Below are 24,200 nucleotides of genomic sequence, written 5' to 3'. Positions count from 1 at the left end.
CTGCCAGCGCCTACCATTTCAATGCTGATCGAAACGACGTCAGTACCTTGATGCCGTCACTGGCAATTTGCTCGCGATAGCCCGCCATACCATTAATGCGTTGCTGGGCAAAATCGACCCCAACCCAACCATTACGGCCAGAATTTTTAGCGCAGTACAGGTTGATGTCCGCCATATCAATAATCTGTTGCCAGCCTAACTGCTGTACTTGTTGGTGTTGGCAGCTATAAGTGGCAAACCCTACTGAACAGGTGACATCCAGCGAGAGTTGGTCATTGATACTAATGGGATGCTGACGCACCAGCTGGCAGATCCGCTCAGCAACTTCGCTGGCGTATTCATGACTGACAAAACGCGCTAGCACCAAGAATTCTTCACCACCCCAACGGATCACATAATCGGATTCACGGGTGGCTTGTTTGAGTAACTGAGCGATGTGTTTGAGAACAATATCGCCCACCGAATGGCCATGGACATCATTGACTTGTTTGAAGTGATCTAAGTCGATTAAGAAGAACGCCAAATCACTATTATCTGGTAGCGGCTGATCCTCTTGCCGTTGCCATGACTGGAAGCGTCGCTTGACCTCGGCGACATCGGCTTCAATAAATTGTTCGAAGAATCGTCGGTTACTAAGTCCGGTCAGCGGATCGCAAAAGCTAATTTGAGTTAGCTTTTGGTTGGCTTCATGGAGCTCTTGGGTTCGCTCTTGCACACAGCGTTCGAGTTCTTTACGTCGTTTGTATTGAGCATTCAAGTAAGTTAACACGGCCACCAATACCAGCCAGACATAGGCGCAATAGGCCCACCATGTGCGCCATGGCGCTGGGGTTACTTCGACCACAATCGAGGCGTCTTCATCACTCCATCGTCCTTCGCGGTTTTGAGCTCTGGCGTGCAACGTGTAGGTCCCTGGATCGAGATTGGTGTAGGTGATCCGACGCTTGCTACCGGCACTAATCCAATCATTGTCGAAGCCTTCGAGTTTGTAGGCATAGCGATTGGCTGCGCTACTGCGAAAATTTAGCGCTGATATTTCAAACGACACCACGTTTTGCTGATGGTTGAGCTTCACCTTGTCCGCTACAGTGATGCTCTGGCGCAGTGAACCTCGGTCACTAATGGCCACTGGCGCGTTGAGAATTTCGATATCGGTAAATACCACCCGAGGTCGAGCGTTACTGGCTTTGATTTCCGTTGGATCAAAGCGGGTGTAACCTTCTAATCCGCCAAAGATGATTTCCCCGAAACTCGACAACAACACGGCATCGACATTAAAGACATCTCCGGCAATACCAAAACTACTATCAAAGTGACGCGTCAGGCCGCTATTCGGATCGTAACTCACCAGCCCTTTATCAGTACCCAACCAAAGATTGCCCTGTTGATCTTCGGTAATGGCCACTACTACGTCAGATGGCAAGCCATGCTTGCGACGAATGGTAGAGAAGGTCTCGCTATCATAGTGATATTCACTGAGACCTCCGCCATTGGTGCCAATCCAGAGGCGACCATTGGAGTCTTCAAAAACGGTGCGAATTTGATTGCTGTTGAGGCTAGTGGCATCACCTCGAATCGTTTTATAGACCTTGAAGCTTTGCTGTTCTCGGTCCATCAGCGCCAAGCCCTGCTCTGTGGCCAACCAAAAATTGCCTCGCGAGTCTTCGGTCATCGCCCAGACGTTAATGTCGGGCAAACTCGTCGGATCTGCTGGGTCATGCTGAAACACCTTGGCTGCTGCCGTGTCACTGCCCACTCGGGTCAAACCGCCGCCAATAGAGCCGAGCCAGACTGTTCCTGCTTGATCGCGAAAAATCGTCCAGTAATGATTGACGTGGTTGACGCCTAAGTCTTCTGCAATCGGTGGCATACGGACAAAAGTGTCGCTGTCGATATGATATTTAGTGATGCCAGTGGTCCAAGTGACGATCCACAGCCAACCTTCTTCATCAACAAACAGATCCAATACGCCATCCGATCCTAAGCTATTGGCGTTACCCGGTTGATGGCGGAAGAAATCGTAATTACCACTTTCGGGTTTGTAGCGCGCCAGACCATTGCCATCAAGTGCCAGCCAAAGGTGGCCATGATGGTCTTCTTCGATGCTCTTAATATTGCTCAGCGGATGGATGATATCGTTAATGCGGGTGTCAGAGACGCCATGGAATGGTGACCGATGGCGTTCAAATACGCTGACATCGCCAGGGTACAAACCGAACCAGATGTCGCCATTGTCAGTTTCCATGATGGTCCGCACAACATTCGAACCAAGCGAGTAAATATCGCTGACAAAGCTACCTAGCGTCATCAGTTGGTCGCTTTCTGGGTCAAGCCATTGCACCCCAAATCCGTCTGTTGCGACCCACAAAATTCCTTCACTGTCCTCATAGATGTCCCAAACAGCGGCGCTCACCGGCACGCCATCGTGTTGGTTTAATGGCGCGGATTCATCGAGTTGGGTTGGATAAAACTGAAAGTTCTTGGTATCCGGCAAATACTTCAGCAAGCCAGCTTCACTGCCAACCCAAACATTGTCCTGACTGTCGACAAACACCGACCGAACAAGTGATGTTTGCAGTCGCCTCGGTACGTTGCGCTCGCTGACAAAGACATCGACGGTATCAGTTGGCCGATGCCATACCTTAAAGCCTTGGCCCGAAGCTAGGTATAAGTTGCCTGCTTGATCATGGGCCAAGTCAAGCACGTATTCTCCTTGTAGATTGTTATGCTTGTCATTTTGCGGATAACAACTGAATGAGCTGTAATCGCCATCTGACTGACATAGCCCCTGGCGGGTCGCCAGCCACATGGTGTTGTTTTCAAAGTGAATACTGAACACCGGATTACCGAGTGAAGGTTGTTCAGTCTCTTGCCCCGGATAGAAGTTATCAAATGTCTCAGTGGTGAAATTGTAGCGGCTTAAGCCATGTTCGGTGCCAAACCACAAATTGCCCTCAGCATCGTCGGCGATGTCATGCACTGTGTCGGCACTGATCCCTGTGGGGTTGTCCTCATCATAGCGAAATATGTCAAAGTCGTAGCCGTCGAATCGTGCCAACCCCAAGCGCCCAGCGAACCACAAAAAGCCATACTTATCTTGATGTATATCGAGCACCGCACCAATCGATGATTCAGGTGTTACTTTGCGTTGTTGAAATTTGACGTGCTCAGGGATCGCTGCGCCAAGGACCGTTGTTGAAAACAAGGTAAAACAAAACACAGCCGCTAACATGAGCCAGCAGCTGCAGTGCGATAGGAATCTGATCGAGAGCCTTGTTGGCAAGCCCATAAACCTCTACAGATATTGGTGTTGGCAGACTAATGTCAGCACTGATTACAATGATAGTAAGTGTAATGCAACCCGCAGCGAAAGCTGCGCAACTGCCAATATGACGCAGACTCGTGGTGAACACGAGTGTGGCGTTTGCTTCGGTGAGCAAGCTCACACTCTAAGGTCGAGAAGCCTTTGAACTGGCTACTTTTTTGCTCCCTTTTCTGTGATCCATAGAGTGATGGCTCCCTTCACCACCACGGAGCCCTGACTATCAACCGCCTCTACTGGTACCAGCATGTCGCCCGGTTGCCATAGTTCGGCGGGGATTTTGACCCGACAAACGATATCGGTCTCGGCTTTGGCGGTGTAGTCCACCGTCATGCCTTTGGGGATCCAGCGGAGGTGTTTAGGAATGGATGCTTCGGCCATGAAGCCCATCGCCATTTCGAGGCCATTGCAAATGGCTATGACATGGATAGTACCAATATGGTTGGTCACCGCCTTGTGCTTTTTGATGAGCACTTCACAGTGATTCTCGGCAATGTGAGTCACCAACGGCTTGATGGTCTTAAAGTAAGGCGCTCGGCGCGCGGCATAGCGGCTAAATAGCCACTGACCGAACGGTAGTTTTTTAAACTTGTTGTAGATTTTAAGTACATAATTATCCGACATTGCCAACTCCTCCGACCAGTTAATCTAACTTAGTTGGTTTGCTGCCAGTTTGGCAAGTGAAGCGGGGCTGCAATATTGAATTATGTTGGTTCAATCACCTGCACAAAGGTACAAAACGCGCAGCATGATTAAGGCGCAGGCTCAACGTTTGCGATAAATCACCGCTGTGGTTGCGATCTTATCCTGAATCGCTTGTCGGTTTGGATCCCAATAGATTTGTAAGAAGCCCAGCATGCCGGTGGCTAAACCGGCAACATAGCCGCCATAGCGGCCAAAACAACCCCAAGCGGTGAGTATCTTGCCGTCGAGTCGGACCACGCGGGTTCTGAGCAATCGCTTGCCAACAGTTTGGCCATTAAACCACGCGGGCAAAATGGTGAAGTAAGCGATGGCCCAACTAAAGCCGATACCCAAGTCTTTCATCGCGCCGCGAATAAGCCCCATTGGTGTTACTTCTGGCTCACAGTCGTCAATCTTTCCGATACCGCCAACTCGAATTTCAGTTTCTTCGGCCGCGACTTTTGGTTTGCTTACCTTGTCGGCTGCTGAAGGTGGTGTGTCGCTGCTAGCGTCTAATAGTTGTGCTAGTTCCGCCCCAGTTAGCTCGGTATCAGCTAGGATTTCGGCCAAGATTTGGTATTGAACATCGGTATCTAAGCTAGTTTCGGCAAGGGCCTGCTTCAGGTTGACAGCTTCTGCCTTAACGCAGTTGGTATCATCACATTCGTTGATGGCAATAAAGCTTGGTGTTTGGCTTAAGATGCTGATTGCGTCCGATACTTGGTGCGTCGTTGGTATGTCTTCGTCATCACTGAGCATCACTGCCGCAATGGGGATAAAGATAAACGCCGCAATCAGCGCGACACGTTTGCCGATGCCATGGAGGTGCTGTTTGATCAACCACAGCAATATAAATATTGGCAGTGCCCAAGCCACATCAAGCAGCACAGCTGCGCCACCAATAATAATTAGATCAATCAGCATGGCTATGCCCCGTCGCCATGGTCTAGCAAGCGGAATATCCAATAGTTGCGGCGCCACGCGAAAGGCGTAAGGGGTGATTTTGGAGCGAGTGTCGCTTCCGAGTTGGCTGCTGTCTTGTTCCATTCCTGAACTCACTATCGATTCCGTCTGCTGCTAGCTTAATGAACTGGTTCGATGGCTTTTTGATCCGCGTCGTTTTTTGGTTTTGAGCATCAAAGCAGCCGTCATAATCTCGGATGACGCCGAGAAATCTTCCCTGATGGCTCAGCCGCCGCATCCCTGCGGCAGATGCATCCAAGCTTATGACGGCTACTCTGCTGCTGAGTTGACCCTTCTCAGCACTCCGCCAACCAACGTGAGTGTCAACAAAAGTGTCCAAAAGGTGCTCTACAAACGGTCAATAAATAATCGAACGGTCTTGCCATGATTCACCTTGGCCGCTAGCTTGTAAGCAAGATGCTTCATTGTTTAATGACCAACTTTATGAACTGTTCAATTGCCCTTCGCAAACAACACTGGCTACTCGTGCTAAACGAGCGGCAGCCTGTTTGCGTGTGTAACTGAACATTCAAATCTGGCTGCGAAACGCAGCCAGAGTGCCCCCCGTTTCGCAGCCCTATCAGCAAAGGTTAACTAACCGCTAGGGAGGCGAACTATGACCACAGAAACATGCACTGATAAGCCACCGCCGAGTTTGGCGCGGCCAAATCGCTCGGCTTTGCTGGGCTCTCTGCTGTGTGTTGCATCTGCAGCACTGTTCTCAAGCAAAGCCATTTCGATCAAATTGGCGTTCCAATACGGGGTTGATGCAACCACCTTGTTGGCGCTGCGCATGGCATTCACGCTGCCATTTAGCTTGGTGATCCTGGGGCTGCAATGGTCGCGCCGAACAAATACAACTCATCATCTGTGGAGCAAACAAGGGTTAGCCGTCATCGGAATCGGGATTTTGGGTTATTTCATCGCTAGCTTGTTGGACTTTATTGGTCTGAGCTACATCAGCGCGCAACTCGAGCGGGTGGTGTTATTCAGCTACCCGCTATTGGTTGTCTTGCTTGGCTGCAGCCTGTTTGGCATGACCTTTCACCGACCGTTGTTGTGGACCATCCCCTGCTGTTGGCTTGGCATAGCGGTGAGCATGTGGTCTGAACTCAGCATCAATAGCGAAGGCACTGTCACTGGCGTGTTGTTGGTATTGGGATCCGCCGTTTGCTTTGCCTTTTATACCTTGTGCAGCAAACGCATGATCCAATGGTTTGGCGCGGGCATCTTCAGCAGCGTGGTGATGTCATCGGCAAGCGCCGCGGCGCTGCTTTACTACGGCGTCACTGCAGATCTAAGCGCCCTGTTTGCGCAGCCGGTAGAAGTCTATTGGCATGCGGTATACATGGCGATTATGGCGACGGTGATCCCTGGGTACTTGTTCAGTGAGGCCATTCGTCGAATCGGTGCCGATCAAGCCTCAGTGACCAGTTCGATTGGCCCTGTCAGTACCGCAGTCATGGCTTACCTTATTTTGAATGAACCCTTTGGTTGGGGTCAGGCCATTGGCTTATTGATGGTTACTGGCAGTGTGTTGTGGCTGACGTTACACCAGCGAGCAAGCACTTAGCAAACCTCGACATCGATTCACTTCAAGTTAAAAGGGCTGCCAAGTGGCAGCCCTTTTATCAATGATTATCACTCATCGTCGTCTGGTTCATCATCTTGCTGAGCATCGGCGTTGGCGGTGATGGTGGCAAGCGCCAGGCAAGTGTCGAGCATGCGATTGGCGTAGCCCCATTCGTTATCGCACCAGATCAGCAACTTCACCAAATGACCGTCTGATACTCGGGTTTGGCTGCCATCGACAATGACTGAGTGCTCATCGTGATTAAAGTCAGCCGATACCACGGCATCTTCGGTGTAATCCATGATGCCGATAAAGCGCTCTTCAGAGGCTTGCTTCAACATGGCGTTAATACTGGCAACATCGACCCGCGTCGACAGCGTTAGCGAAATATCCATGGCGGTGACATTGGTGGTTGGCACCCGTACGGCGATCGCTTCGAACTTGTTTTCGAGGTGAGGCAGCACCCGCTCAATGCCCCGAGCTAGCTTGGTGTCGACCGGAATAATCGACTGGCTGGCGGCACGAGTACGACGCAAGTCGTGATGGTAGGCGTCGATCACCACCTGGTCATGCATCATTGAGTGTATGGTCGTAATGGCACCGCGCTCGATGCCAAATACTTCATCCAGCACACTGAGTACCGGCACGCAGCAATTGGTCGTGCAAGAAGCATTGGAAACAATGGTGTGTTGCGGCTGCAATTCATGTTGGTTGACGCCAAAGACAATGGTGGCATCAACATCAGCATCGGCGGGGTGACTAAAGATCACCTTTTTGGCACCCGCGGTGATGTGTTTTTCGGCATCCTCGCGACTGTGTAACACGCCAGTGCACTCAAGGACGATATCCACTTGCAACTCTTCCCATGGCAACTGCTCTGGATCAGCTTCGTGAGTGAGGGCAATGGCATCTTCTTCGACCCAAAGCACACCCTCACCAATGCTGACCGGCAAAAAGAATCGGCCGTGAGTAGTGTCGTATTGAGTCAGGTGGCGAATCGCTTCTGGGGTCGCCAGTTCGTTAATCGCCACTAATTGCATGTAATCCCTCAACCCAGACTCATACAGGGCCCGAAAGGCACTGCGGCCAATGCGGCCAAAGCCGTTGATGGCAATTCGAAGGGGTTTATCTAAGCTGGGAAACTGCATGGACATACAAACTCGCAAAAAGTGAACAACGGTGCTGGCAGCACTTTAACACACTCAAAAGTTCCGCTGCGGGTTTATGCCATTGATGTTTGGATTTGTTGCTGATGTGGTGCGCGAGAGAGTATTACGGCGACCCGATAGTGGGTAACAAATGAATGGCCGTCTATTTGGTAATAGTTTGTTTTTGTTGCTTAAAATAAGTTTGAGATAAGAAAATAACTAAATGATTGTGACTAAATAGTCATTTTTGATGCATATTTTTTCACTTGCCGGTATGATGCCCGTTGACTTTGTCCTACAGGTAAGTGAAGTTGCCCAAATAGTCGCTGCAATCAGTAACTACAAATGAGCAACTATAATAACGGGCCGTTAGCCGAATGAAAGTCGTTCATAACAGGTCCAACAACAAGCTTACAGCGTTAAAAAGCCACATGGGGTTGTTCTTGGTCAATTTTTTACCAAGGTAAATGACTGATAAAGAACGCCTGTTTTTCACACTCCGTTTTAGCAACAAGCCATAGGGGTGTGACAGAGTACCAGTACAATTAGGAACCATCTCATGCAAATCGGGATTCCACAGGAAATCGCAAACAACGAGAAACGTGTTGCTGCGACTCCCACCAGCATTGCCCAGCTGCTTAAGCTTGGCTTTGACGTGGTGGTTGAAGCGGATGCGGGACTTGCCTCCAGCCTCAGTAATGAGGCATACGAACAAGCAGGCGCTAAAGTCGTCGATCGTCAAACGGCTTGGCAAAGTGACATCGTCCTAAAAGTTAATGGTCCGATAGAGACCGCTGACGGTCACGAAGCCGATCAACTGAAAGAGGGTGCATTGTTGATCAGCTTCATCTGGCCTGCCCAGAATGAAGCGTTATTGAACAAACTGGCGGAGAACAAAGTCAGTGCGATGGCGATGGATATGGTGCCACGGATCTCCCGTGCCCAATCACTCGACGCATTAAGTTCAATGGCCAACATTGCCGGTTATCGCGCCGTGGTTGAATCGGCCCACCACTTTGGCCGCTTCTTCACCGGCCAAATCACTGCCGCAGGTAAAGTGCCACCGGCCAAAGTATTGGTGATTGGTGCAGGTGTTGCCGGTTTGGCTGCAATTGGTGCTGCCGGTAGCCTAGGTGCCGAAGTACGCGCCTTTGATACTCGCCCAGAAGTGAAAGAACAAATTAACTCCATGGGTGCCGAGTTCTTAGAGCTCGACTTTGAAGAAGAAGCAGGCTCTGGTGATGGTTACGCCAAAGTCATGTCAGAAGAATTTATTGCCGCGGAAATGGCCTTGTTCCGCGAGCAAGCCAAAGAAGTTGACATCATTATCACTACCGCACTCATTCCGGGTAAACCAGCGCCTAAGCTGATCCTCGAAGACATGGTGCAACTGATGAAGCCAGGCAGCGTGATCGTTGACTTGGCTGCCGCAACCGGTGGTAACTGTGAGTTGACTGAACCTGAAAAAGTCGTGGTTAAAGAAGATGTCACCATTATTGGTTACACCGATTTGCCATCGCGCTTGCCGGGTCAATCAAGCCAGCTTTACGGCACCAACTTGGTTAATTTGTTGAAGCTGCTGTGCAAAGAAAAAGACGGCAACATCGACATCGACTTTGAAGATGTGGTGATCCGCGGTGTGACCTCGGTGAAAGAAGGTGAAGTCACTTTCCCTCCTCCTCCGATTCAAGTGAGCGCTGCGCCGAAAGCTGAACCAAAACCAGAGCCAGTGAAAGAAGAGCCAAAAGCGCCGAAGCCTTGGTTGAAGCCTGCTCTTGCTGCCGCCGGTGTTGCTGCCTTCGGCTGGGTTGGTAGTGTTGCGCCGGCTGATTTTCTTGCCCACTTCACTGTGTTCATTCTGGCCTGTGTGGTCGGTTACTACGTGGTATGGAATGTCACCCATGCCTTGCACACCCCGCTGATGAGTGTGACCAATGCGATTTCCGGCATCATTATTGTTGGTGCGTTATTGCAGGTCGGGCTTGAGGGCTGGCTGATCACTGTGTTGGCCTTTATAGCGGTATTGATTGCCGCCATTAACATCTTCGGGGGCTTTACCGTCACCCACCGGATGTTGAAGATGTTCAGTAAAGGGGAGTAAGCAGAATGTCTCAAGGATTAGTTACTGCGGCATACATTGTTTCTGCCCTGTTATTTATCTTGTCGCTTGCTGGCCTGTCCAAGCAAGAAACCGCCAAAGCTGGTAACTGGTATGGTATTGCCGGTATGACCATCGCCTTGGTGGCGACTATTTTAGACCCGAAAGTCAGCGGCGTTGGCTACATCGTGGTGGCCATGGTGATCGGTGCCATCATTGGTATCCGCTTGGCACTGAAAGTTGAAATGACCGAAATGCCAGAATTGGTGGCGGTTCTTCACAGCTTCGTTGGTTTAGCGGCGGTGCTGGTTGGCTTCAACAGCTACTTTGAACACCACAATCTATCCGAGTTTGAAAAGCTGGCGATGGATTCTGCAGTGGTCAACATTCACCTCACAGAAGTCTTCTTAGGCGTCTTCATCGGTGCGGTGACCTTTACCGGCTCAATTGTCGCTTTCGGCAAGTTGCGCGGCATTATGTCGTCCAAGCCACTGAGCATTCCGTTCAAGCACAAGCTCAACCTGATGGCGATTGTGTTCTCAACCGTGCTGATGATTCACTTCGTGCAACAAGGCGGTGTGACTTGGCCGTTGATCGTGATGACTCTGATTGCCTTTGCGTTTGGCTGGCACTTGGTAGCGTCCATCGGTGGTGCTGACATGCCTGTGGTTGTGTCAATGCTCAACTCCTACTCAGGTTGGGCCGCAGCGGCTGCCGGTTTCATGCTCAGCAACGACTTGCTGATCGTAACAGGTGCCTTGGTTGGCTCGTCAGGTGCGATTCTGTCTTACATCATGTGTAAAGCGATGAACCGCTCGTTCATTAGCGTGATTGCCGGTGGTTTTGGTACCGATGGTTCAAGTTCAGGCGGTGACGAAGATCAGGGTGAGCACAAGGAAACGTCAGCTGAAGAAGTGGCGGAAATCCTCAAGAATGCTAACTCAGTGATCATTACCCCAGGTTACGGCATGGCGGTTGCGCAGGCGCAATATCCAGTGGCTGAGATCACCCAAAAGCTGCGTGATGCCGGTGTTGATGTTCGCTTTGGTATTCACCCGGTTGCCGGTCGTCTGCCGGGTCACATGAACGTGCTGTTGGCTGAAGCCAAAGTGCCATATGACATCGTGTTGGAAATGGACGAAATCAATGATGACTTCCCTGAAACGGATGTGGTTTTGGTGATCGGTGCCAATGACACGGTGAACCCTGCAGCGCAAGACGATCCAAACAGTCCGATTGCTGGTATGCCAGTATTGGAAGTTTGGAATGCTAAAGAAGTGATTGTGTTTAAGCGTTCTATGAACACTGGTTATGCTGGTGTGCAAAACCCATTGTTCTTCAAAGAGAATTCGTGGATGCTGTTTGGCGATGCCAAAGCCTCGGTTGATAACATCAACAAAGCGCTGTAATTCGCTCGCTAAATCGATATTAGAAACCGCCTCCATTGAGGCGGTTTTTTTGCCTTGGCCATCAGTCAGCTCGTTACGATCAATTGAGATAATAAGTAACCGTTTACATATAGTGTCATTTTGATTTGTTTTTATTTTTGGTTTTAACAGTGATTTCGATCTTATTTTGCTAAAAATGATCATTTTTTGTGGTTTTTTGTTAAGCATGAATTTAACGAATTGATGGTAACCGTTTACATTTTGTCGGTCGTAGTTTGAGCGTTTTGCGTTCAAGACAGAGGTGGATGTTCAAAGTCAAAAAACAATTAAAACGGTAACCCGATGAAAAAAATCACACAATCAGCGCTGGCGCTATGTGCGCTAAGCCTTTCTTCTGCAGCTTGTGCAGGCTTTTATGTCTCTGGTGGCGATCTCTACGATGGCAATGGCAATAAATTTGTCATGCGGGGGATTAACCATGCCCACACTTGGTATACCTCGCAACTGGATGGCGCAATGAGTGGTATCGCCAATACGGGCTCCAATACGGTTCGAGTGGTATTGAGCAACGGTCACCGCTGGACCTACAACGGTGCCAGCGATATTCGCAATATCATCCAGAAAGCCAAAGCCGAAAAACTGGTAGCCGTGCTCGAAGTCCACGATACCACTGGCTACGGCGAAGACAGTGCTGCTGCGACATTGGCTTCAGCGGTTGACTATTGGATCAGCATGAAGAATGAGCTGGTTGGCGAGGAAGATTACGTCATCATCAATATTGGTAACGAACCTTTTGGTAATGGCCAGTCGGCGAGCGCTTGGATTGATGGTCACAAAGCGGCGATTACGCGATTGCGCAATGCCGGTTTCAGCCACACCTTAATGGTTGATGCGCCGAACTGGGGGCAAGATTGGCAAAATGTCATGCGTGACAATGCTCAGACTGTGTTCAATGCCGACCCAGATAAAAATGTTGTGTTCAGTGTCCACATGTATGAGGTCTACAACAGCTACAACACCATCAACAATTACATGACTAGCTTTGCCAACAATGGCATGCCGTTAGTGGTAGGTGAGTTTGCTTCAACTCACAAAGGCTCAAACGTTGATGAAGCCTCGATCATGGAGCGCGCTGAAACCCTGGGTGTGGGCTATTTGGGCTGGTCATGGTCTGGAAACGATGCCAGTACCGCTGATTTGGATATCGTCAACAACTGGAATGCCAACAGCCTCAGTGGTTGGGGCAATACCCTAGTTAATGGCAGCAATGGTATTAGCAGCACGTCGGTACTGGCCGGTGTTTACACCGGTCAATCAGGAGGTGGTTCCGGCGGTGGTTCGGGAGACTACCCAACCTGCAGCTCCGCAGCTGTTGACCCAGATGGCGATGGCTGGGGCTGGGAGAATAACCAAAGCTGTATTGTGGTGGCTGGTGGCAATGCGCCAAATGGCTTCCCTTATTGCGCTGACGCGTCAAACGATCCTGATGGCGACGGCTGGGGTTGGGAGAACAGTGCTTCTTGCGTCGTGCGCGGCTCTGCTGCCGACTATTAAAGCTTGTGTTGTTTGTTTGATGAACCGGCCTTGTGGCCGGTTTTTATGGGCTATGGCCTTCCAGCCCGCGACTCATTCATCTCCGCCAACGAGTTGCTTGCTACCTCCCAACTTACGCCGACCATGTATGAATCGAATCGTTCTGTTGCCGGTGCTATGACGCATGCGCTGCGAATGGTACGCAGACTGCCGTTGGCTAATATGATACGAAACTGACAATGTAATTGGTCGCCTGCCAAACGCAGTTCGGTTAGGTGATCCAGCACCATTTGATAATCATCTGGGTGGACTTTGGCTAGCCACTGATTCTCGATTGGCGTATCGCTATCAGCTGAAACTTCGAATAGCTGATACATTTGCTGATCCCAAATCAGCTCCTTTTGGTTTTTGTGCCACTCCCAAACCCCGAGTTTTCCGGCTTTAGTTGCCAGACTGAGGCGGTGGGAAAAGCGCTTTAGATTCTGTTCATTTTGGCGCAATTTTTCGGTCAATAAATGCTGACGAACAAGCAAGCCAGCCAATAATAATAGCGTGCAAGCTGCAGTGATTATCGTGATGGCATATTGCTCAGTGACTTGTTTTAAGTCGACTTGTTTGGCTTTGTCGTATGGTGGCAACTTGAGTTGCTGCAATAGCATACGAACTGGTTTGTAATGATATGGAACGGTCCAGCCGGCAATGTTCGCTGCTGCCGCAGCGCCATTTTGTGGCATTGTGATGAGTGCTGCGGCGACTTTCTCGGCTAACTCATCAGGGGTAAAGGCAACGCGAGAAAATGGCCACTCCGGGTATAACTCTGTTGACAATAAAAATGGGAATCCGGTGAGGCTATCGTTTGGTGGTGGCAGGGCACTGATCAGGGAAATATCGATTTTTCCTTCATTGGCCATTTTCTCAAGATGGTCGGTGCGAACAATGCCAACATCGGCTTCGCCTGCCAACACTGCTTGCACCACACGGTCATGAGTGCCTTTGAATTGCACCGACTGCAAATCATGGTCTGGGTCGATGCCATTGTCGAGCATCACTTTCAAGGCCATATGCCAGCCACCCAAAGACGCTTTGTCAACGGCTGCTATCCGCTTGTTTCTGAGTTGCTTGGCTTTGTGAAGCTGAAATTTACGGTTGTCGCTAAATATCACGCTGCCAAATGTTGAGAATACCTTACCCGACTTCTGATTCTTGAGTGTTGCAATGCGAGTGATGCCGTAATCCCGTTCCAGCTGCACGTACATCGACGCGTTGACCAATACAAATTGAACGTTGCCAGCAGCAACTGCTTGCGGCACTTGGTCGAATGTTAGTGGCAGCACTTCAAATTCATAGCCGGGGATCTGGCCAGTCAGATAATCGGCCATCGGTTGCCAGCGCATCAGGGTAATTTCGTATCCTCGTTTAGCGATAACGCCAATACGAACGAGTTCTTCCGCTATCGCAGATGGTAGCGAGAGCGCAACACCTGCCACCGACCAAGCCATGATGATTAGGTAACGGCAGAAAATCGTTTTTGCCACTGCCAGCCTCGCTGCTGAGTTGCTGTATCTGCTTTAAGCCTAATCGGGCTGTGGCTGATGGCAAATTGAAACTGACAAAATTGTGGACTTAAACCCAACCTAACTCGATTACGTAACTGGTTGAACGAAAGCGTGATCTTATTGTTTCCAGCGCGTAAGCTGGGCATCGAATTACCATTGGAGAGCTAATATGCGACGCCACATTTGGATGCTGTTCATCGCCGTTTTTACTTTGCCCGGCTGGAGTTACGATCGAGTGACTGGGCATGATTTTGCCAGTCGATCGGAGGTGATTGCGGTTAACGGAATGGCAGCAACGAGCCAGCCTCTGGCCACTCAAGTGGCACTCGATGTGTTGAAGCAAGGTGGCAATGCCATTGATGCAGCCATTGCCGCCAATGCCATGCTGGGTCTGGTAGAGCCGACAGGTTGCGGAATTGGTGGTGACTTATATGCCATTGTCTGGGATGCAAAAACCGAAAAACTGTACGGCCTCAATGCATCGGGTCGATCACCAAAATCGCTGACTCTCGATTATTTCAAACAGCAGGGTTTAGACAAGATCCCAAGCCACGGACCGCTGCCGGTCTCTGTTCCGGGTGCCGTGGACGGTTGGTTTGAGCTACATGGCAAATTTGGCAAGTTACCGATGACCAGTATTCTTCAGCCCGCTATCGATTATGCCGAGCAGGGCTTCCCGGTTTCTGAGCTTATTGCTTACTACCTTGGCCGTAGCGCACCAAAACTCAGCAAGTATCCGGGCTTTACTGAAACTTACATGCCGGGTGGCGCGATCCCGGGCAAAGGCGATGTATTTGCCAACCCAAGATTGGCCAACACCTACAAAGCCATCGCTAAGGGCGGCCGCGATGCGTTCTACAAAGGTGATATTGCCAAAACTATTGCTAACTATATGAAAGCCAACGGTGGCTTTCTCAGCTATGACGACTTAGCCAGCCATCGCTCCGAGTGGGTGGAGCCCGTCTCGGCTAATTATCGTGGTTATGACGTGTGGGAGTTGCCACCCAATGGCCAAGGTATTGCCGCGCTGCAAATCCTCAATGTGCTGGAAGGTTTTGATGTCTCAGCGATGGGGTTAGATTCGGCAGATTATGTTCATGCTTTTGTTGAAGCAAAGAAGCTAGCATTTGCCGATCGCGCCAAGTACTACGCCGATACCGATTTTAATCAGATTCCTGTGCCGCAGTTGATTTCTAAATCCTATGCCGATAAGCGCCGGCAATTGATTGATATGAGCAAAGCGGCCAAGCGCGTTGATGCAGGGATAGTCCATGGCGATACCATCTACCTCACCACCGCCGATAAACATGGCAACATGGTGTCGCTAATCCAGAGCAATTATCGCGGCATGGGCTCAGGTATGGTGCCTGACGACTTGGGGTTCATGCTGCAAGATCGCGGTGAGTTGTTTGCCCTTGAGGAAGGCCATATTAATGTTTATGAGCCGGGTAAGCGGCCGTTTCACACCATTATCCCTGCTTTCATTACCAAAGACGGCAAACCTTGGGTTAGCTTTGGCGTGATGGGCGGTGCGACTCAACCACAAGCCCATGCCCAGATTGTCATCAACCTGGTTGATTTCGGCATGAACCTGCAAGAAGCTGGCGATGCGCCGCGGATCCTCCACACTGGCTCCTCGCAGCCAACCGGCGAAGAAATGCTAGACGGTGGTGTGTTGAGTTTGGAAGAAGGGTTTTCTTTTATGACACGCCGCCAGTTGCTTAAGCGGGGTCATGTATTGCAGCAAAACTCTGGATCATTTGGCGGCTATCAAGCGATTCTGCGCGATCTCAAAACCGGTGTTTATTACGGCGCTTCTGAGAGTCGCAAAGATGGTCAGGCTGCTGGCTACTAAGTGAAGGGCTTAGCCGACTTGGCTTGCTGATTTGTAGTGAAGGGAAACAAATTTGTTTGGTGGCGAGTTGGTCTTAGTCCATTAAGTCGTGCCGTGTACCCTTGCTCTGCATGACGCCAAGATGGGTATCCCACCAGGCTGTATCGGAAGGGAATCAAAATTGGTGAAACAAACTTCTTTGGTGGCGAGTTGGTCTCAGTCCGCTAAGTCGTGCCGTATATGCTTGCTCTGCATGACGCCGTGAAATCTTCCATGATGGCTCAGCCGCCGCTTCCGTGCGGCGGATGCATGCATATCAAGCACACACGCCACTCTTTGATGGTGCGTGCGCACAAAAAAAGGAGCGCGATGCGCTCCAAATTACCTCATAGGGGGGTGGAAATTGTTTGCTATTCGGGAGTGTATGCGTAGTAGCGGAACCAATCGTACTCCGCCGTCATTGGGTAAGCGTTGTCGATTGGGTCGCCGCCAAAATGAACACCGACTTGGCGAGTTGGGATCCAGAAATTCATCATAATTTTGGTATCAGTCTCTGGCACCCACGTTTTGTTCACTTGTGGCTCTTTATAGGGTTTGTTGTCCAAGTCGGCATTGGTCAAGCGGCGCACTTCGACACCATCCATAAACCACGCCATATAATCCGGGGTCCACTCAATGGCATAAACCGTCCACTCACTGGTGGCCTTGGTCATTGGGTGTAGAGCTTCCCAAGCGCCCCATGCGCGGGTGTGGATCCAGGCAAAATCCGGATCGGATGCGCCATCGGCAAAGATTAAGTTGGATTGCATCGAGCCAGGACGACCGCCCTCGAGCTCAATATCAATCTCGCGCCACATGCCATCATCGCGATCATAGGTGAACAACGATGAAATAAAGCCGGATGTAGGCGTTGTTGGTGTTTTAAAACGGGCTTCAATGCGGCCATATTTGAATTTTTCTACCGTACGCATTTCACCGCAACTGAATTCATAGGCTCGTTTTTGCAGCTGGTGGTCTTCAGAAAATCCTGCCGCAACAGGCTCTTTACGCACCGTTAATGCCATCACACCATCACGAATCTCAACCCCTTGCGGTTGAAAGCGGCAGTCTGCTTCATGGCCAACTGCACCATCACCGCGCTCCCAGACCTTTGGATCAAATGAATCGAAACGCTCATCCATAACCAAGGTGAAGTTGTCATACTGGCCGGTGTAACCGTCGTATGCCTCCACTGCTGGTGAGGTTGTACCTGATGAGCAAGCGGTTAAGGTGGCAACCGTCATGACTGCAGCTGCGCAGGTGGTGATGTGTGATTTCATAGCGTCTCTTGTTGTTCTGGTCTTGTGGGTTGGGCGTGAGGTTATTATGAGCCCTCGATTAGTATTTCACCATGTAAGGGCTTACATGGGAAACTATTCATGGTTTTTATTTGCCACTCATTGACCCTGTTCACGAAATTCAACTGCAACCATCAATTTCATGTTAGCTCAATCTCGACTTCGAGCTCGTCAAAAGATGCCACTAAGCAATGGAACTAATGTCGATCGTAAGCATCAGAAGATTAACAGCATTGGTGAACTAATTAACTGAACAATAAAGAGGAAAAGCCATGTTAGGGAAGTGCAAAGCAATCTTGTCAGCGATTATTGCCGCTGGTTTGCTGGCTGGTTGCGGATCGACAGCAGAAGATGAAGTCAAACGCAGTGGATTTTTGAGTCAGTATGACAGCATGGTTGAAATTCCAACCGGTGATGATGACTTGTTCAAAATGCGCTGGGTGAGCGATGAATTCGCTTCAGGCAAGTACAGCAAACTGATGATCGATCCGGTGGTGTTTTTCCCCGCCCCGATGACATCAGATAAAGTTAGCGATGAAGTGTTGGCTGACATTCTTAAGTATACCAACGACAGTATTACCAAATCGGCAGCAAGCACCGGCAAGCTAGTGACTAAAGCTGAACCTGGAACCGTTCGCTTGCGACTGGCGATTACCGGCGCATCGATAGATGATCAGGGACTATCAGCGATTCAATATTTACCGATTGCCTTCATTGCTTCGGCGGCCACTGGCAACTTGGATAACCTTGCCGCCAAATTAACGGTGGAGGGCGAGGTGATTGATGCAGTCACCGGTGAGTTGCTAAGTACCGCCTTCTTGGTTGGTATCGGCAAGGAAGTTGAGGACGACGAAGCTGTGCTCAACTTCGACATGGTTCAGCCTGTTATCGACAAATGGAACCAAGAGATGGTTGCAGGTATCAAACGCGATCTGAAATAAGTCATCTCTATAACCAGCAAAAAAGCAGCTTTCATAGCTGCTTTTTTATTGCTAAAAGCGACTGTCGAAAACCAGCTTGTTCGCAAGATCAAAATTGTTACATTTTACTATCTTGCGCTCGTTGCTGCCCTTGAGCCATGCTAGCTTGAACAATAAAAATACATCTGCCTTGCCCACGAGAGAGCTTTCATGATCACCATTAACGGAAAAGACTATGACGTCGACGTTCCTGCAGATATGCCACTACTGTGGTTTATCCGCGATCGACTAGGAATCAAAGGTACTAAGTATGGCTGCGGTATGGGCCTATGTGGTGCTTGTACCGTGCTGATTGACGGTAAAGCGCGCCGCTCATGCACCATGCCGGTTGCTGCCCTCAACGGTGCCAAAATTACCACCATTGAGGGGCTGTCTGAGGACGCTAACCACCCACTACAAAAAGCTTGGCTTGAGCACAATGTGCCGCAATGCGGTTATTGCCAGGCTGGCCAGATCATGAATGCTGCAGGTTTGTTGGCTGAGAATAGTAAGCCAACCGAGCAAGAGATCGACAATGCCATGCAGGGTAATATCTGCCGTTGCGGTACTTATCAGCGGATCAAAAAAGCGATCCAAACTGCCGCCGATGAATTGGCCAAGGAGGTGTAGCATGAAACCTTGGTTGAAACTAACTGAAGCAGGCAAAGCGCCGGTTGCCGTTGATGACAGTCGCCGCAACTTCCTCAAAGCGGCGTCATTAACTTCTGGTGGTTTAATGATGGGCATTACCCTGCCCGGCTTTGCCGCTAGCAGCGCAACTTCTGGGCAAGCGTATTCACCGAATGCTTACCTCAAGATCGCTGACAATGGCGATACCACAATTTATGTTGGACGTTGTGAAATGGGTCAGGGCATTAGCACTGCGCTAGGTTCCGTTGTTGCCGAAGAGTTAGAAGCGGATTGGAATCGGGTTACCGTATTGCAGGCCGATGGCGACGAAGACAAATACGGTTCGCAAGCAACCGGTGGCTCGGCCAGTATGCGGGTGATGTATACCCGGATGCGAGAAGCCGGCGCGGCAGCAAAGGAAATGTTAGTGCTGGCGGCAGCTAAAGCGTGGCAAGTATCGGCAGACGATTGCGTTGCCAAAGACCACTTTGTCGTTAACAAAACAACCAATGCCAAACTCGGTTTTGGTGAGCTGACCAAAGTGGCTGCTACCCTGCCGGTTCCCGAAAAGCCGCAGCTCAAGAGCAAAGCCGATTTCCGCTATATTGGTTCAGATCTGAAACGACACGATGTTGATCTGGTGATTCAAGGTCAGCGCGTTTATGGCGCCGATGCCACCGTACCCGGGATGAAGTATGCGGCGATTGTCCATTGCCCAGTGCTGGGCGGTAAGTTGAAATCGCTCGACGACTCAGCGGCCAAAGCGATTAAAGGTGTCAGCCATGTGATTGCCATTGACCGTTACGATGTGCCTTATGGCTCAGTCGGTGGTGTGGCTGTTGTGGCCGATAATACTTGGACTGCGCAGCAAGCAGTGAAGCAGCTAAAAATTGAATGGGATTACGGGCCCAATAAGGTCTATAACACCGAGCAGTATCGTCAGCAACTGGTCGCCAATGTTGAAAAGCCCGCTAATGTCATGGTTGAACGCGGCGATGTCGATGCCGCCTTGAACTCAGCCAGCAAGAAACTCGAAGCGACATACACCGGTGGTCACCTATGTCATGCGCCAATGGAACCCAATGCAAGCTTGGTATGGGTGAAACCGGAAGGCATTGAAGTGTGGGCTTCGACTCAAAGTCCTGCCGACATCCAGAAGGTGCTTTCTGACTACTTTAAGCGTGATAAGAAGGATGTCACCGTCCATGTGATGATTTCCGGCGGCGCCTTTGGTCGCAAGTTCAAGTGCGACTATGTCCATGAGGCGGCGGTGTTGTCAGAGAAAACTGGCCTGCCGATTCAGCTGACTTGGAGTCGCGAAGAAGACATGCGCACCGGCTACTATCACTCCATCAATGCGCAGCATATTGAAGCAGGCTTGGATGATGATGGCCAAGTCACCAGCTGGTTGCATCGCGCGGCATTTCCATCAATTGCCACCCTATTCGATCCAAGTCACCCTTATGCACCCAAAGGCCATGTAAACGACATTGCCACCCACCCGTTTGGCATTGCCAACTTTCGCAGTGAATCGGGTGAGGCACCACCGCATACCCGCATTGGTTGGTATCGGGCGGTCTACGCCATCTTTTACGGCTTTGCCTTTGGCTCCTTCGCCGATGAATTGGCCCATGCAGCCGGCAAAGATACCGTCACCTTCTTGAATCAGGTGTATGACGCTAATTCCAATGCGGAGCAGGCTGAGCAAGTGGCGCGCTCAAAAGCGACACTGGCACTGGCGGCTGAGCAATCTGGTTTTGGCCGTAAACTGCCTGCGGGTGAAGGCATTGGCATTGCAGTGCATTACAGCTTCCAGAGCTATGTCGCAATGGCGGTTCATGTCAAAGTCGATGGTAATGATATCAAGGTGTTAAACGTCGATTGTGCGGTGGACTGCGGCCAGGTGGTCAATAAAGATGGTGCCACCGCTCAAATGGAAGGCGCAGTGGTGATGGGAATGGGCTTGGCGCTGCATACCGAAATCCACTTTAAAGATGGTGCGGTGACCAACTCCAATTATCACGACTATCCGGTGGTGCGGATCCCTGATATGCCAAATGTCAGAACCCACTTTATCGAATCCGACAAAGAGCCAACCGGCTTAGGTGAACCCGGTGTCGGGCCGTTTGCACCGGCCTTGGCCAATGCGATATTTGCCGCTACCGGCAAGCGTTATCGCGACTTACCCATTAAGCCCCGCATGAGTTAATTACTGACTCATCGTTTGAAATTGGCTCATGAAAAGCCCACCAACTTTGGTGGGCTTTGTGATCTGATAAGTTTCCCCGACGTCTCGGGGCGCCCAGGTGGGCCTTTTTGCAAGTGGCACTGCGGCTTTTCGGCTTTGGCGTGATCCTGCCAAATGACTAATCAGCCCGCCCTGTTTCAACCGTCCAATTCGTCGCCATAGTCCTTTGTTGTTTTGGCGTAACCTGATCGAACCTTCAGGAAAAAGGTCTGCCTGAATTGCTACGGGATAATGTCGTGCCAAGATCCATTCGTTGGTAAGAATTAGAGTGAAAGTTTAGGCTGGCGAAGGCATTTTAGCGTCGGCGTAGCCACAGCCAGCAGCCGGAAATCGCCAGCAATATTAAACCGACTGAGGCCAGATCCATCAGCACTACGCCAACCGGGCCGAACAATCGACCACTGTGCAAGTCAAGCATTAGCCGCTCGAGGCTGATGCCAACACTCAACTCGCTCGGCAAATGGATTTGACGAAAGTCAGTGGGCTCAACAGCCAATGGTAGCTCCCCTGGCTCGGATGCCAATTGCCAATCGGATAGTTCCGGATCTGCTATCAGCCAACCGGCTTCGGACCAGATTTGGAATTGATCACCGGTGCGAGCCAATGTCGAGCGGGAATCTGCAATTGGACTTGGCATGACGTCGATGACTTCGCCGTCGTGAGTCAACCAAATCAACACGTACCCGCTGGCGATTAATATCGATTCTTCAGTTTCGGCTGCACCCCAAAGCTGCCCTTTGCTGTTACCGACAATGGTTTCACCCAGCAGAATTTGGTCATCTACTTGAATCACTTGTTGTTGGCGCAAATGCACGACGTCTACGTTTGGTTCCGGGTAGTTGTACCAATTGAGTAGCCAAGACGAAGTCAGGTAGGTGCGGTCGAGTTTAAACAACTCGGTATGTTGCAGCAGTACCCCAGTAATACTCAGGTTAAGGGCCAAAATGGCGACAAATAATCCGATCTGGCGATGCCAGTTGAGTAGGAAGCGGTTAGTTAGTTTGGTGATGCGCAAGGGTGAGCTGAACCTCTTGATCGAGTCTAAGCGCTAACTTTGCCATGCGATTCATCGCGTTAACTGAAAGTGTTGCGCCAGTGATGCCGTCAATATGTTTTGACAGCCGATTATCATCGGTCAGTTCAGTAAATTCAAATTGTTGGGTAAAGGCGGAGCGTTTGATTTCCCAGCCGCGCGATTCACGGAATACCAGTACATGGGCTTGGACGATGCGCTGCTGGTCGACCACAAAGCCGGCAGTAATGGGCCGCTCTTTGCCGATTTGCTCAAGAATCCAGCTGGTGGTGGTGCCTTGTTGCCAATAGTGCAAGCGGATTTTGCCATAGCGATGGCCTAGCAGTGCGGTGACATCTTTTTTCAGATCGCCACGCAGCCATAGGGTTTGACGAGCCGGTATCGACTCGCCAAACGCTTGCGTCAAAAACGCTGATTGACTCATGTATTCGCCCTTGGCCAGCGCCAGAGGCGAGGCCAGCAATAACATCAATAGCAGCGTAATGATCGGTTTCATAGCGATTTAGAAGTGGTAACCCATGCCAAGGTTAACGCCCTCTTGCTCTTTACCATTTTCATTATCTTGAATTTGGTAATCAGCTTTGAGAACGACTTGCGGGTGCAGCCACCAGTTGACACCAAAGTCATATTGGCTGTATTCGCTTTCGCTGTTGTCGTCACCTGCTTGGTTGTCCCACTCGCTGAAGCGAGCAAACACGCCAAATGATTCATTCAAACGCCAGCTAGGTTCAACATAGAAACCATATTGCTCATCGGCGCCGATTGCTTTTGGACCGGAGCCATCGAGATCCCAGATAGCGAACAGGGTACGCAAGCCGAATTGCTCGTATTGGTAAGCGCCGTGAAACTCAACCAGAGTAGCACTGCCTGCATCTGGATCTTCACTTTGAGTGATATCGCCTTGGTATTGCAGGGTCGCACCCAGCTCGAGTCCAGGAACACCGGTATACTTGATGTTTGCCGTGTAAGCTAAGTCGTCTGCCGCTGCTTCAGCCACTTTTTGGCGACCATTGCGGATTTTGTAGCTCTTGTCGGCGCTGGTTTTCAGGCCCGAGTGTACATAAGCACCCCAGCTAACACCGTTGTCGTATTTACCCAACACGCCGGTACCCGCTTCCCACCAAGTGGTTGGGATAATATTCTTTTCGACGTTATTGCGCTCAACACCGTAGAACGTTGGAGGTTCGTGGGTTTCGTTCAAGAAACCGACAGGTAGCAAGAACAAACCGACTTTACCTGAGTAGTTGTCATTAAAATCGTATTCGATGTAGGCCTGTTCTAACTCCACTTCACCGGGCTTATCATCACCAGAAAGTGAGTGTTCTAGCTCCAGTTCAGAGAAGAATCTGAGATCATCGGTAAATTCGTAGCCGGTGAACATAACAAAGCGGTGAAAGTCGATTTCTTTCTTGTCGCTAGCGCCGCCAGAACCGTCTAGGTTGTTGTAGTGCAGCTCGCCGTAGCCACCAAAGCTCAGGCGATCCCAAGCGGTGCCTTCACCCGTTGATGCTGTTTCAATGGCTTCCACAGTGGCTTCCACTGCTTCGGTATTAGCAACCGTTTCTTCTTCAACTTTCTCTACTTTTTGAGAGAGCTGCTCAATCATTTGGTTTTGTTTGTCGATCATTGCTTGTTGAGCTTTGATCATTTCCATTAGTTCGGCGACGCTCGGTTCTTTGTCCGCAGCTGCGGCTGCAGTCGACAAGGCAACAGTCAGTGCCATCGCCACTGGCTTGATGGTGAAGTGCATGGGTGAAACTCCGTATCAAAGTGTGCAAGTGTTTGCTGTGTGTTGCTAATGCAACCAGCTTGTTATGGAGCGATTATGGATCTAATGAAAAGTAATGTAAATAAGAACGATTGTTATTTATATGTAGGTTTCCATGATTCTGAT

Annotated in this window: 17 protein-coding genes; 8 read left to right on the top strand and 9 right to left on the bottom strand. The window is 50.3% G+C overall.

What is annotated here, in order from left to right; translation table 11 throughout:
* Nucleotides 1–10: 10 nt before the first annotated feature.
* The 3 genes from CBE68_RS01535 to CBE68_RS01525 all read right to left on the bottom strand — a co-directional run bounded on the left by CBE68_RS01535 (nt 11) and on the right by CBE68_RS01525 (nt 5,065).
* Nucleotides 11–3,232: a ligand-binding sensor domain-containing diguanylate cyclase gene (locus tag CBE68_RS01535; protein ID WP_158100463.1), complete on the bottom strand. Its 3,222-nt coding sequence runs from the start codon at nt 3,230–3,232 to the stop codon at nt 11–13.
* A gap of 243 nt (nt 3,233–3,475) precedes the next feature.
* Complete coding sequence (locus tag CBE68_RS01530) at nt 3,476–3,946, bottom strand: hotdog fold domain-containing protein (protein WP_087504297.1); 471 nt, start codon at nt 3,944–3,946, stop codon at nt 3,476–3,478.
* A 141-nt stretch (nt 3,947–4,087) separates the two neighbouring features.
* Nucleotides 4,088–5,065 carry an RDD family protein gene (locus CBE68_RS01525; protein WP_143824450.1) on the bottom strand — a complete coding sequence of 326 codons (978 nt, stop codon included), beginning with the start codon at nt 5,063–5,065 and terminating at the stop codon, nt 4,088–4,090.
* A 520-nt stretch (nt 5,066–5,585) separates the two neighbouring features.
* Here CBE68_RS01525 and CBE68_RS01520 point away from each other — a divergent pair.
* Nucleotides 5,586–6,542, top strand: coding sequence for a DMT family transporter (locus tag CBE68_RS01520; protein ID WP_087504295.1), 957 nt, complete (start codon nt 5,586–5,588; stop codon nt 6,540–6,542).
* 68 nt (nt 6,543–6,610) lie between these two features.
* On the opposite strand, the gene epd is transcribed toward CBE68_RS01520, so the two are convergent.
* Nucleotides 6,611–7,696 carry an erythrose-4-phosphate dehydrogenase gene (gene epd / locus CBE68_RS01515; protein WP_229744601.1) on the bottom strand — a complete coding sequence of 362 codons (1,086 nt, stop codon included), beginning with the start codon at nt 7,694–7,696 and terminating at the stop codon, nt 6,611–6,613.
* Between the two features lie 553 nt (nt 7,697–8,249).
* On the opposite strand from epd, the gene CBE68_RS01510 reads away from it, so the two are divergent.
* The 3 genes from CBE68_RS01510 (at nt 8,250) to CBE68_RS01500 (ending at nt 12,730) form a co-directional block, all read left to right on the top strand.
* On the top strand, nt 8,250–9,791 hold the full coding sequence (locus CBE68_RS01510; RefSeq protein ID WP_087504293.1) for a Re/Si-specific NAD(P)(+) transhydrogenase subunit alpha: 1,542 nt from the start codon (nt 8,250–8,252) through the stop codon (nt 9,789–9,791).
* 5 nt (nt 9,792–9,796) lie between these two features.
* A complete protein-coding gene (gene pntB, locus CBE68_RS01505; protein WP_087504292.1) occupies nt 9,797–11,197 on the top strand; it encodes a Re/Si-specific NAD(P)(+) transhydrogenase subunit beta in 1,401 nt (466 codons plus the stop codon).
* Between the two features lie 321 nt (nt 11,198–11,518).
* Nucleotides 11,519–12,730: a cellulase family glycosylhydrolase gene (locus CBE68_RS01500; RefSeq protein ID WP_087504291.1), complete on the top strand. Its 1,212-nt coding sequence runs from the start codon at nt 11,519–11,521 to the stop codon at nt 12,728–12,730.
* A 50-nt stretch (nt 12,731–12,780) separates the two neighbouring features.
* Here the strand turns inward: CBE68_RS01500 and CBE68_RS01495 are convergent, their stop codons facing one another.
* Nucleotides 12,781–14,244: a phosphate/phosphite/phosphonate ABC transporter substrate-binding protein gene (locus CBE68_RS01495; RefSeq protein WP_143824449.1), complete on the bottom strand. Its 1,464-nt coding sequence runs from the start codon at nt 14,242–14,244 to the stop codon at nt 12,781–12,783.
* A 190-nt stretch (nt 14,245–14,434) separates the two neighbouring features.
* Between CBE68_RS01495 and ggt the strand changes: the two genes are divergently transcribed.
* On the top strand, nt 14,435–16,120 hold the full coding sequence (ggt, locus tag CBE68_RS01490) for a gamma-glutamyltransferase (protein ID WP_087504289.1): 1,686 nt from the start codon (nt 14,435–14,437) through the stop codon (nt 16,118–16,120).
* Nucleotides 16,121–16,509: 389 nt separating this feature from the next.
* Here the strand turns inward: ggt and CBE68_RS01485 are convergent, their stop codons facing one another.
* On the bottom strand, nt 16,510–17,418 hold the full coding sequence (locus CBE68_RS01485) for a glycoside hydrolase family 16 protein (protein ID WP_087504288.1): 909 nt from the start codon (nt 17,416–17,418) through the stop codon (nt 16,510–16,512).
* 290 nt (nt 17,419–17,708) lie between these two features.
* On the opposite strand from CBE68_RS01485, the gene CBE68_RS01480 reads away from it, so the two are divergent.
* The 3 genes from CBE68_RS01480 to CBE68_RS01470 all read left to right on the top strand — a co-directional run bounded on the left by CBE68_RS01480 (nt 17,709) and on the right by CBE68_RS01470 (nt 21,234).
* Entirely contained in the window at nt 17,709–18,377 is a 669-nt protein-coding gene (locus CBE68_RS01480) for a DUF3313 domain-containing protein (RefSeq protein WP_087504287.1), read from the top strand.
* A 189-nt stretch (nt 18,378–18,566) separates the two neighbouring features.
* Nucleotides 18,567–19,025 (top strand): (2Fe-2S)-binding protein, encoded by a 459-nt coding sequence (locus tag CBE68_RS01475; protein ID WP_087504286.1) that lies wholly within the window; start codon nt 18,567–18,569, stop codon nt 19,023–19,025.
* 1 nt (nt 19,026) lies between these two features.
* Nucleotides 19,027–21,234 (top strand): xanthine dehydrogenase family protein molybdopterin-binding subunit, encoded by a 2,208-nt coding sequence (locus tag CBE68_RS01470; protein WP_087504285.1) that lies wholly within the window; start codon nt 19,027–19,029, stop codon nt 21,232–21,234.
* Nucleotides 21,235–21,568: 334 nt separating this feature from the next.
* Here CBE68_RS01470 and CBE68_RS01465 read toward each other — a convergent pair whose 3' ends face one another.
* Genes CBE68_RS01465 through CBE68_RS01455 form a run of 3 tightly spaced genes read right to left on the bottom strand, consistent with a single transcriptional unit; the run spans nt 21,569 to nt 24,056 of the window.
* On the bottom strand, nt 21,569–22,288 hold the full coding sequence (locus tag CBE68_RS01465; RefSeq protein ID WP_158100462.1) for a PepSY-associated TM helix domain-containing protein: 720 nt from the start codon (nt 22,286–22,288) through the stop codon (nt 21,569–21,571).
* A complete protein-coding gene (locus CBE68_RS01460; protein WP_087504283.1) occupies nt 22,266–22,802 on the bottom strand; it encodes an FMN-binding protein in 537 nt (178 codons plus the stop codon). The genes CBE68_RS01465 and CBE68_RS01460 overlap by 23 nt, the downstream gene beginning before the upstream one ends.
* Before the next feature lie 6 nt (nt 22,803–22,808).
* Nucleotides 22,809–24,056, bottom strand: coding sequence for a porin (locus tag CBE68_RS01455; protein ID WP_087504282.1), 1,248 nt, complete (start codon nt 24,054–24,056; stop codon nt 22,809–22,811).
* Nucleotides 24,057–24,200 lie beyond the last annotated feature (144 nt).

This window comes from Neiella marina (genome assembly GCF_002165625.1).
In the GTDB taxonomy this organism is placed as follows: Bacteria; Pseudomonadota; Gammaproteobacteria; order Enterobacterales; family Neiellaceae; genus Neiella; species Neiella marina.
Note: the sequence above shows the minus strand (reverse complement) of the source record. Positions and strands in the feature narration are given on the sequence as shown.